Annotated in this window: 5 protein-coding genes and 2 pseudogenes; 3 read left to right on the top strand and 4 right to left on the bottom strand. The window is 63.0% G+C overall.

Annotated elements, in window-relative coordinates; all coding sequences use genetic code 11:
* Nucleotides 1-64 precede the first annotated feature (64 nt).
* Nucleotides 65-3236 (top strand): annotated as a pseudogene (locus CAK78_RS05005) (response regulator).
* A complete protein-coding gene (locus tag CAK78_RS05000) occupies nucleotides 3233-4234 on the top strand; it encodes a response regulator (RefSeq protein WP_094696568.1) in 1002 nt (333 codons plus the stop codon). The pseudogene CAK78_RS05005 and the gene CAK78_RS05000 overlap by 4 nt, the downstream one beginning before the upstream one ends.
* On the opposite strand, the gene CAK78_RS04995 is transcribed toward CAK78_RS05000, so the two are convergent.
* From CAK78_RS04995 to CAK78_RS04980, 4 genes and pseudogenes are all read right to left on the bottom strand, one after another.
* Nucleotides 4224-4868: an MBL fold metallo-hydrolase gene (locus CAK78_RS04995; protein WP_005300995.1), complete on the bottom strand. Its 645-nt coding sequence runs from the start codon at nucleotides 4866-4868 to the stop codon at nucleotides 4224-4226. The two genes, CAK78_RS05000 and CAK78_RS04995, sit on opposite strands and share 11 nt — an antisense overlap.
* 25 nt (nucleotides 4869-4893) lie before the next feature.
* Nucleotides 4894-5994 carry a tRNA 2-selenouridine(34) synthase MnmH gene (gene mnmH, locus CAK78_RS04990; RefSeq protein ID WP_017784306.1) on the bottom strand — a complete coding sequence of 367 codons (1101 nt, stop codon included), beginning with the start codon at nucleotides 5992-5994 and terminating at the stop codon, nucleotides 4894-4896.
* Nucleotides 5991-7028 carry a selenide, water dikinase SelD gene (gene selD, locus CAK78_RS04985; protein WP_017764469.1) on the bottom strand — a complete coding sequence of 346 codons (1038 nt, stop codon included), beginning with the start codon at nucleotides 7026-7028 and terminating at the stop codon, nucleotides 5991-5993. The genes mnmH and selD overlap by 4 nt, the downstream gene beginning before the upstream one ends.
* A gap of 390 nt (nucleotides 7029-7418) precedes the next feature.
* Nucleotides 7419-8603 (bottom strand): annotated as a pseudogene (locus CAK78_RS04980) (acyltransferase family protein).
* A 260-nt stretch (nucleotides 8604-8863) separates the two neighbouring features.
* Here CAK78_RS04980 and CAK78_RS04975 point away from each other — a divergent pair.
* On the top strand, nucleotides 8864-9508 hold the full coding sequence (locus CAK78_RS04975) for a glutathione S-transferase family protein (protein ID WP_094696567.1): 645 nt from the start codon (nucleotides 8864-8866) through the stop codon (nucleotides 9506-9508).
* Nucleotides 9509-9617 lie beyond the last annotated feature (109 nt).

The raw sequence follows: 9617 nt of genomic DNA, 5'->3' as shown, positions 1-9617 counted from the left end.
TTGTGGTGCTCTGACACATATAAAGTACTCGAACAAGTCCATATACGGGGTGATGTTGACCGTCATGAAGGGAATCATACGGGGATATTTCCTGCTGTTCTCACCCATTCTGGTGCTGGTCCTGGTGGGGGGGTATCTGCTGGGTGACGCACTGGTCGAGCGCGAGCTCTACCGTCTACGTAGTGATGAGAGCACCTTCCTGGCTCTGGCCAGCAGCCGTCTCGATGACGAGCTGGCGGTGCCGCTGCGCCATGTGCGCAGCATGTCTGAAGAGCCCATTCTGCTCGAGGCTGCGGGGCGCGGCGAACGTGACAGCATTGCTGCCCAGTTCACCGTTCTGATGAATCGCAATCCCGACTATGCCCAGGTGCGCTGGTTGGCGCCGGACGGCATGGAGCGGGTGCGCATCGATCGTCAGGGTCTGCATCTGCAGCGTGTGGCCGACGACCAGCTGCAAAACAAGCGGGAGCGTTACTATTTTCGCGATGCCATGGCGCTGCCCTGGGAGCGGGTTTACGTCTCGCCGCTCGACCTCAACGTCGAACACGGGGTGATCGATCGCCCCTTCAATCCCATGATCCGCATCGCCAAGCGGCTGCGTCTGGGGGGCCGCGATCTGGGCTTGCTGCTCATCAACGTGCAGGCCGCTCGTATGCTCAAGGAGTTCACCAACAGCAGTGGCAAGGCCGCCGATCACACCATGCTGCTCAACCAGGACGGTTATTGGCTGCGCAGCCCGGATCCGGCACAAGAGTGGGGTTTCATGCTCGAGCGCCCGGATCTCACCTTGAAGCAATCTTCTCCCCGGGCCTGGCAGGCATTCTGGGGCGCGTCGAGCGGCCAGGTTGAACTGGCCGACGGGCTGTGGAGCTGGACCACCCTGTACCCGGCACTCAATCACGATCAGCTGATCTGGAAGGCCGCCTCCATGGTGCCACGCAGCGAGCTGCTGGCTATTCGCACTCACATCTGGGGGCTCATCTCGGCCAGCTGCGCCACCTTGCTGCTGCTGTTCGGTGCCGGGGTGGCCTCGCTGGTACACAGCCGGCATCGGGAGCAGCTGGCGCAGCAGGAGGCGGCCAGGCTCGCGCGGGTCAAAGGGGATTTCATCGCCAACATGAGCCACGAGATCCGTACCCCCATGAACGCCATCATGGGGCTGACCTACCTGCTCGAGCAGGGAGGGCTCGACGATGGCCAGCGGGCCCTGGTGCGCAAGATCCACCAGGCCGGGCAGGCACTGCTCGGGATCATCAACGACATTCTCGATTTTTCCAAGATTGAGTCGGGCCGGCTCGAGCTCGAGCAGGTGCCATTCAGTCTGGAAGAGGTGCTCGATCACGTGGCGGCCATCATGTCCACCTGCGTGGGCGAAAAACACCTCGAGCTGGTGGTGAGCAGTGCCCCCGAGCGGGCCACCCACCTGATTGGGGATGCCCTGCGCCTCGAACAGGTGTTGCTCAACCTGACCGGCAACGCCATCAAGTTCACCGAGCGTGGTGAGGTGGAGGTCAAGGTCGAGCTGGAAGCCGAGCAAGATGGCACCGCCACCTTGCTGTTTCGGGTCCGTGACACCGGGATCGGCATTCCACCCGAGCAGCAGGCCAACATCTTCAATGCCTTCTCCCAGGCCGACTCCTCCACCAGCCGCCGGTTTGGCGGAACCGGGCTTGGCCTGACCATCAGCCGCCGTCTGGTGAGCCTGATGGGGGGCGACATCGGTGTCACCAGCGAACTGGGCAAGGGGAGCGAATTCTGGTTCCGTGTCCGGCTGGCTCAGGTAGAGCGACCGGAAGTGTTCCATGAGCGACTACAGCATGTCTCGCTGCTTATCGCCGACGACAACCAAGTGACCCGCGACACCCTGTCGATGACGGTGGGCTCCCTCGGCTGGCAGTCACGGGTGGTGGAGTCGGGCGAGCAGGCCCTGCACCATCTGCTGCGCCAGGGGGAGCGTTTCGACGTGATCCTGCTCGACTGGATGATGCCGGGCATGGACGGGCTCGAGACCTGCGTGGCCATTCGCCGTGCCTTCGAGCAGCAGGATCGCTCGCCCATCATCATCATGGCGACCGCCTATTCCCAGGAAGAGCTGATGCGCCGCCCCGGCTCGGAGCAGGTGGATCTGGTGCTGCACAAGCCGGTCACCGGCTCCAGTCTCTACAATGCGGTGGCGCGCCTCATCCACGAGAAGCGCGAACATGTGGAACCGCTGGAGAGCGGTCAGCGCCATCAGCGTCTGCCGGACGTGCACATACTGCTGGTCGATGACAGCGACATCAACCTGGAGGTGGCAACCCGCTTGCTGCAGCGGGAGGGGGCCGAGGTGATCACTGCCATCGACGGGGAGCAGGCTCTGGTCGCTCTTGCCGATCCGGCACGACGTATCGATCTGGTGCTCATGGATGTGCAGATGCCGGTGATGGATGGCTACGAGGCGACCCGTCGTCTGCGCCAGTTGCCGGGACGGGAGGATACCCCCGTGCTGGCGCTCACCGCCGGGGTGTTCAAGGATCAGCGTGAGGCGGCACTGGCCTCTGGCATGAACGATTTTATCGCCAAGCCCCTCGACGTGGAGCAGCTCATCGCGACCTTGCTGCGCTACCTGCCAGACAGTGTGGTGCCGCTCACTGTCAGCGACACGCTGCCAACCCAGGAGCCGGTGGCCGGCATCGATATCGATACCGGCCTGCGCAACTGGGGCGAGGAGTCGGTCTATCTCAAGTACCTGCGGCGTTTTCGCGATGACTACATGACGGTCGGTACCGTGCTGCCGGGTTACATCGCCCAGCACGAGACAGACGCGGCCGCGAGCTTGACCCACAAGCTCAAGGGGGTGGCGGGCAGCCTGTCGCTCACCGATGTGGCGCGCATCAGCGCAGAACTGAACGAGGCTATCGAGCAGGGGGGGGGACACCAGTCAGCTCATTGCCCCCTTGCTAGAGGCGCTGGAGCGGGCGCAGCAGGCCATCGACATCTATGCCGGGCGCGAGCCGGGGGCAATCAGCTCCCCGCTGGCGCAGGGGGAGGCGCAGGAGGTGTGTCTGCATGCTCTGCGTGAAGCCCTCAGGAGCGAGGATCTGGAACTGATCGAACCGGCGCTTGATCAGGCCAAGCGTCACTTGCCTATTGAGCTGGTGAGCGAGATCAGTGCGGCCCTGGAGCTGTTCGATATCCAGCTTGCGACCGGCAAACTGGAGGATTATCTGGAAAATCGGGAGGCTCCTGGATCATGAATCGACCGCGTGTGCTGATCATCGACGACGAGCCGAGCAATCTCGGACTGCTGCGACAAATCCTCAAGGAGGAGTACAACCTCTTCTTCGCCAAGGGAGGAGAGGAGGGGCTGGCCGCCGTGGCGCGCCACGAGCCCGCCCTGATCCTGCTTGACGTGCGCATGCCTGACATGGATGGCTACGAGGTGTGCCGCCGGCTCAAGGCCGATCCGGCCCACGCCGGGATCCCGGTGCTGTTTATCACGGCGAGCGACAACGCAGACAGCGAGAGCCAGGGGTTCGAGGCGGGCGGGGTGGATTACATCTACAAGCCGGTCTGTCCGAGCACGGTGCGCGCCCGGGTGCGCAACCACCTCTCTCTGGTGCGACTCGATCAGCTCGAGCACAGCTACCGCACCGCCATCGTGATGCTGAGCGAGGCGGGTCACTACAATGACACCGACACCGGGGTACATATCTGGCGCATGGCTTCCTACGCTCGCGCACTGGCCTGTGCGGCGGGCTGGAGTCCGGAGCAGTCGGAGCTGCTGGAGCTGGCGGCCCCCATGCACGACATGGGCAAGATAGGGATCCCCGATCACATCCTCAAGAAGCCAGGTCCTCTCACCGAAGAGGAGTGGGTCATCATGCGCACCCACCCGCGCATCGGCTACGAGATCTTGAGCCGTTCAGACGCCCCCATCTTTCGGATGGCGGCGGAGATAGCCCTGCATCACCACGAGAAGTGGGATGGCTCGGGTTACCCCGCAGGGGAGACTGGTGAAGGGATCCCCGAGGCGTCGCGGATCGTGGCCATCGCCGATGTGTTTGATGCCCTGAGCGTGCGTCGTCCTTACAAGGAGCCCTGGCCGCTGGAGCAGGTGCTGGCCACGCTGCGTGACGGTGCCGGCCAGCACTTCGATCCCCGGCTGCTCGCACGTTTTCTCGAGATCATGCCGGAGATCTTGCACCTCAAGAGCCAATGGGACACCCGCGAGGAGCGGGAGATCACCAGATAGGTTGCGTCAGATAGGGATTGCTTGCCTTCTCGCGACCGAACGTCGAGCTGGGGCCGTGCCCCGGAATGAAGACGATGTCATCGCCAAGGGGCAGCAGGGTCTCGGTGATCGACTTGATCAGCGTCCCGTGATCCCCGCGCGGGAAGTCGGTCCGACCTATGCTGCCGGCAAACAGCACATCGCCCACCCAGGCGAGTTGCTCGGCCTGGCTGAGCAGCACCACATGGCCCGGGGTGTGACCTGGGCAGAAGTAGACCTCCAGCTCGCACTTGCCAACCTGCACCTTGTCACCCTGTTCGAGCCAGCTATCCGGTGTAAAGGCAGGAGTATGGGCAAAGCCGAACATCTGGCTCTGCTGGGGCAGCATGTCGAGCCAGAAGGCATCTTCCCTGTGAGGGCCTGTGATGGTGACGCCGGTTCTGTCGCGCAGTTCGGCGGCAGCGCCCACGTGATCCAGATGACCGTGGGTCAGCAGAATGTGGGTCAGGGTCAGCCCCCGTTTGGCGATGGCGGCCAGCAGCTTGTCCGCTTCTCCACCTGGATCGATGAGGGCGGCCTGATGGGTTTCATCGCACCAGATGAGGGAGCAGTTCTGGGCAAACTGGGTGACCGGGATCACCTCGAATTTCAACATATGGGGTCCTCTTGTACGGTGAAGATCAGGCGCGCTGCTGGGCAAAGAAGTCGAGGCAGGCCTGTTTGTCACCCTGGAAGATGACGCGCTCGCGCTTGTTGCCAAGCTGGTAGAGATACATGGGGTCGTAGTAGCGGGTCAGCAGCAGGGTGATCCAGGCCAGGTGCAGCTCGGTGTGGCCACTGCGGCCTTGCTCTTCGAGGGCCACTTGCATCAACTGATCCAGCTCGCGATGGGCCTGATCACCGAGCCGGCGCTTGAGTCTGGCCAGGGCGTCGGTGAGGTAGGCAGCAAACAGCGGCCAGCCCTCTTCGGCGCCGAAACGCTCCTCATAACGCAGCCAGAGATCGTGTACATAGTCCTGGCGGATCTGCTCGGCGCGCTCCTCTTGCGGCACCTCGACCACCACCAGCGGGGCCTGGCTCATGGTGTCAAACAGCGAATTGGGCAGGCAGCAGCGGCCGATGAGGCGGCTTTCGTCTTCTACCACGAAACGCTGCTCCCCCTGCTGCCTACGTTTGAGCAGCTCGATGGCCATGTTGTTTTCAAAGTTGATGTTGCTGGGCTGGCCGCCGGGCAGCTGGCCAAAGGACGACCCCCTGTGGTGGGCGTGCCCCTCCAGATCCAGCGCCTGGGCCACCTTGGCCAGCATGTGGGTCTTGCCGGAGCCGGTCATGCCCGTCAGCACGCTCCAGTGGCACTCGGCTGCCGCCCCGTCGAGCGTGTCGATGAGGAAGCGACGCAGATCCTTGTAGCCACCGGCCACCCGCGGACGGGTGACTCCCGCCTCATGCAGCCACTGCTGCACCGTTTGCGAGCGCAGACCGCCGCGAAAGCAGTAGAGCACGGCATCCGGCTGCCGGCGCAACTGGGCCAGCCAGCCCTCGAGGCGTTCGGCCCGCACCGCGCCACCGACCAGTTGATGACCCAGCGCGATGGCGGCCGCCTGACCCTGCTGCTTGAAGCAGGTACCAACCTGGGCCCGCTCATCATCCGTCATCAAGGGCAGATTGGTCGAGCAGGGGAAGGCCCCCTCCTTGAACTCGATGGGGGCGCGCAGGTCGATGAGCGGAACGTCATCCAGAAAAATCCGGGCGTAATCCGTGGCCAGTGGCAGAGCACTCATTGGACAACCTCGATGAACTGGTTGCCGGTTTGGGCCTGCAGTTGGCCGATGGGGGAAAGGGTCAGCCCTGCCTGTGCGGCAATGGCGAGGAGCTCGGCTTCGCTTTCTTTACCGACGGCTACCAGCAGGCCGCCGCTGGTCTGCGGATCGCACAGGATGTTGCGGGTGCGATCGTCCATGGCGTCCAGCTTGGCGCCATAGGAGTCGAAGTTGCGCAGGGTACCGCCCGGTACGCAGCCCTCGCTCAGGTAGTAATCCACCTCGTCCAGCAGCGGTAGCGCCTTGAAGTCCAGACGGGCACTGACGCCAGAGCCTTCACACATCTCCAGCAGATGGCCAGCCAGACCAAAGCCGGTCACGTCGGTCATGGCGTGTACGCCGGGCAGTTCGGCAAAGCGCTGGCCAATCTTGTTGAGGGTGCACATGGCGTTGGGGGCCAGTTGCTCGTGCTCGGGTTTGAGCTTGCCCTTCTTCTGGGCAGTGGTGAGGATGCCGATGCCAAGGGGCTTGGTCAGATAGAGGGTGTCACCCACCTTGGCAGTGTCGTTCTGCTTGATGGCATTGAGCGGCACGATACCGGTCACCGCGAGGCCGAAGATGGGCTCGGGGGCATCGATGCTGTGGCCGCCGGCCAGAGAAATACCTGCTTCGTGGCACACCTGGCGGCCGCCGTCGATTACCTGTTGGGCCACTTCCGGCGCCAGGGTGTTGATGGGCCAGCCGAGGATGGCGATGGCGACGATGGGTTTGCCGCCCATGGCGTAGATGTCGCTGATGGCGTTGGTGGCGGCGATGCGGCCGAAGGTGAAGGGATCATCGACGATGGGCATGAAGAAGTCGGTGGTGGAGACGATACCCTGACCGTTGCCGATATCGACCACGGCCGCGTCATCCTTGCTGCTGTTGCCGACCACCAGGGTCGGGTCGTCAAAGCCCGGGATCTGGCTCTTGAGAATGGTGTCGAGCACCTTGGGAGAGATTTTGCAGCCGCAGCCAGCGCCGTGGCTGTATTGGGTCAGACGAATGGAAGACATACTTTCCCCTTGTGTGTGCAAACGTGCGTGTACAAACAAAATAAAGTGCAGCGGCTCTGCGGAGCCGTCAAATGGGTGCGCATGCGCGCGAAATTCGGGTGGCACAGGCTGGCTTTGAGCGCAGCGATGCAAGGCTTGCCGTGCAAGACAGCCTGGCAGGACGGGGGAGGAGAGGCGACAGATGCGCCGGCGCAGCCCCGCCAAGGGCCACAGGACGGGCCATTATGCCACAAATGGCCGCTCTGGTTCGAACTGGAATTCACACAAAGCACAGGGAATTGGCGGGTTTAGATAAAGGGATCCGCCCTCGCCATGTCGCTGACAAGGCTCTCCCCAAGGTAGCCCCGAAGGCAAGCCGTGCTGCCATCGGGGCCATCTTTGGTGGGGAACTTAACCGGCTTGCTCCATCACCGGCTGGCGAGCCTTGCCGAGCCGGCGCAAGCGCCGTTGCAGCGGCCGCTCCAGCAGGGTGTAGCTGAGTGCCGAGAGACCGATCAGCGTTGCCAGCATCAACAAGGTGGCCAGCACCCCCAGCAAGGGGTTTGTCTGGGCATACCACCACGCGGTGAGCCCCGGCGCCAGATAGTGGATGAGCTCGCAGCCGGTGAGCAGCACCAGGGCGTGAAGCAGGTAGATGGAGTAGGAGAGATCCCCCAGCCAGTTGGTGAAGCGGTTATCCAGCAGGCGCAGCAGCGGGCTCTGGCGATCGCCCTGGCAGGCGGCAATCCAGATCAGCAACACGTAGGCGCTGATCAGCAGCAGGGTCAGCTGCGGCGTCATGGTGAACTGCATCAGCGCGAAGGGGAGCAGAAAGGCGAGCAGCAGCGGCAGATCCCGCTGCATCATGGGCCACTGGCGGGCAGCCTTGACCTTCGGCAGCAGCCAGAGGCCGAGCACGAATTCACTCACCCCGCGCCCGATGGCCAGCGCCCCGCTGGTGACATCCAGGGTACCCCGGCTGTGCACGATAAAGGCCAGCACCGTCAGGGCCAGCAGAGGGGCGAGGTTGCTCCAGCGGCTGCGGGTGACGGCGAGGGGAATGAGCAGCGGAAACAGTAGATAGCTAATCCACTCCACGCTCAGCGACTAGGCGGCGAAGTTCCAGGTCAATCCGTGATCGGTAACCACCTGCAGCAGCAACAGGCTGCTTGGCAGCGCCTCGGCCGGGGTAAAGGGGGAGCCGAAAGGAGGCATCCCTTCCCACTCCCACATCTTGAACAGGGGGCCGGCGTAGAAGCCAATCCCATGGCGGGCCTTGTAGAGCTCCCAGCCCACCAGCAGTAGAAGAGTCACCAGGTAGAGGGGATACACCCGGGTCAGTCGCAGCCAGAGGAAGCGGCCATAACTTATGGTGCGGGACGTGCGGGCGAAGGCCTCCCCATAGACATGGGCCAGCACCAGCCCGCTCAAAATAAAGAAGAGATCGACCCAGAGGTAGCCGTTCTCGATGAGTTGGGTGTGGCCGGCGATCGACTCCATCCACTGGGGAAAGAGCAGCAAGCGGGCATGGAACAGCACCACCATCAGGGCAGCGATGCCCCGCAGCGGTGTCAACAGCGGCAATGATTGATTCATGACGGGATCCTTGATGATGTTCAGCTTGGCCTGACATCGATTTTTGTTGTGGTGCCGCTCATCAACCCTGATGAGTCGGCTGCCTCGGCTTGGCGGCCACAGGCGGGATCACCCTACCTAAAGGAGAGCCATACGGGTGTGATTGTCGTCATGAATGTGCATTTATCATCCAAAAACCAGCAAGGGATCCGCGCTGCAGCGAAGGTGAAGAGGGGATCTAGACTAGGGAAGTCATCCATCAGCGTGCGAGGATTGTCCTAATGAAACTCTATGCCCACCCTTTCTCATCCTACAGCCAGAAGGTGCTGATCGCCCTCTACGAGAATGCCACCCCGTTCGAGTACCGGAATCTGGAAGAGCCGGCGGCCAACGCCGAACTTGCCGCTCTCTGGCCGCTCAAGCGCTTCCCGGTGCTGCTCGATGACGGTCGCTGCATCCTCGAGAGCAGCACCATAGTCGCGCATCTGCAGGCGCACCACCCGGGCCCCGTCTGCCTGATCCCGCCTGGCGATGCGGGTCTTGAGGTGCATATGCTGGATCGCGTGTTCGACAACTATGTGATGACGCCGATGCAAAAAGTGGTGCTGGATGCGCTGCGTCCGGTCACAGATCGTGACCGCTATGGCGTAGTGGAGGCCCGCGAGCTGCTCGATCAGATCTACCCCTGGCTCGATCAGCGGCTGGAAGGGCGCCACTGGATTGCCGGCGCAGACTTCACGCTGGCCGATTGCGCCGCCGCCCCCTCGCTCTTCTACGCCGATTGGGCCCACGAGATCCCCGCTGGCTATGACCGCCTGCGTGCCTATCGCGCCCGCCTGCTCAATCATCCCTCCATCGTGCGGGTGGTGGACGAGGCCAGACCATTTCGGCACTACTTCCCGCTGGGGGCGCCGGCGCGTGACTGAATGGGATGATGCATTTCTGCCGACCTGCAGCTTTGATGAGCCGGGAGAGGCAGGTTGTGACCAACCACAGGGGAAAACAGCAATATTCACTCAGGTGAGTGGGTATGCG

This window comes from Aeromonas sp. A35_P (genome assembly GCF_002259925.1).
In the GTDB taxonomy this organism is placed as follows: domain Bacteria; phylum Pseudomonadota; class Gammaproteobacteria; order Enterobacterales; family Aeromonadaceae; genus Aeromonas; species Aeromonas dhakensis.
The sequence above is the reverse complement of the archived record's forward strand: the minus strand, read 5'-3'. Positions and strand labels throughout refer to the sequence as shown.

Excerpts from the sequence above, each read along its gene's own strand:
- CAK78_RS05000 (WP_094696568.1), top strand. The coding sequence starts at position 3,233 with ATGAATCGACCGCGTGTGCTGATCATCGACGACGAGCCGAGCAATCTC.
- CAK78_RS04995 (WP_005300995.1), bottom strand. The coding sequence starts at position 4,868 with ATGTTGAAATTCGAGGTGATCCCGGTCACCCAGTTTGCCCAGAACTGC.
- mnmH (WP_017784306.1), bottom strand. The coding sequence starts at position 5,994 with ATGAGTGCTCTGCCACTGGCCACGGATTACGCCCGGATTTTTCTGGAT.
- selD (WP_017764469.1), bottom strand. The coding sequence starts at position 7,028 with ATGTCTTCCATTCGTCTGACCCAATACAGCCACGGCGCTGGCTGCGGC.
- CAK78_RS04975 (WP_094696567.1), top strand. The coding sequence starts at position 8,864 with ATGAAACTCTATGCCCACCCTTTCTCATCCTACAGCCAGAAGGTGCTG.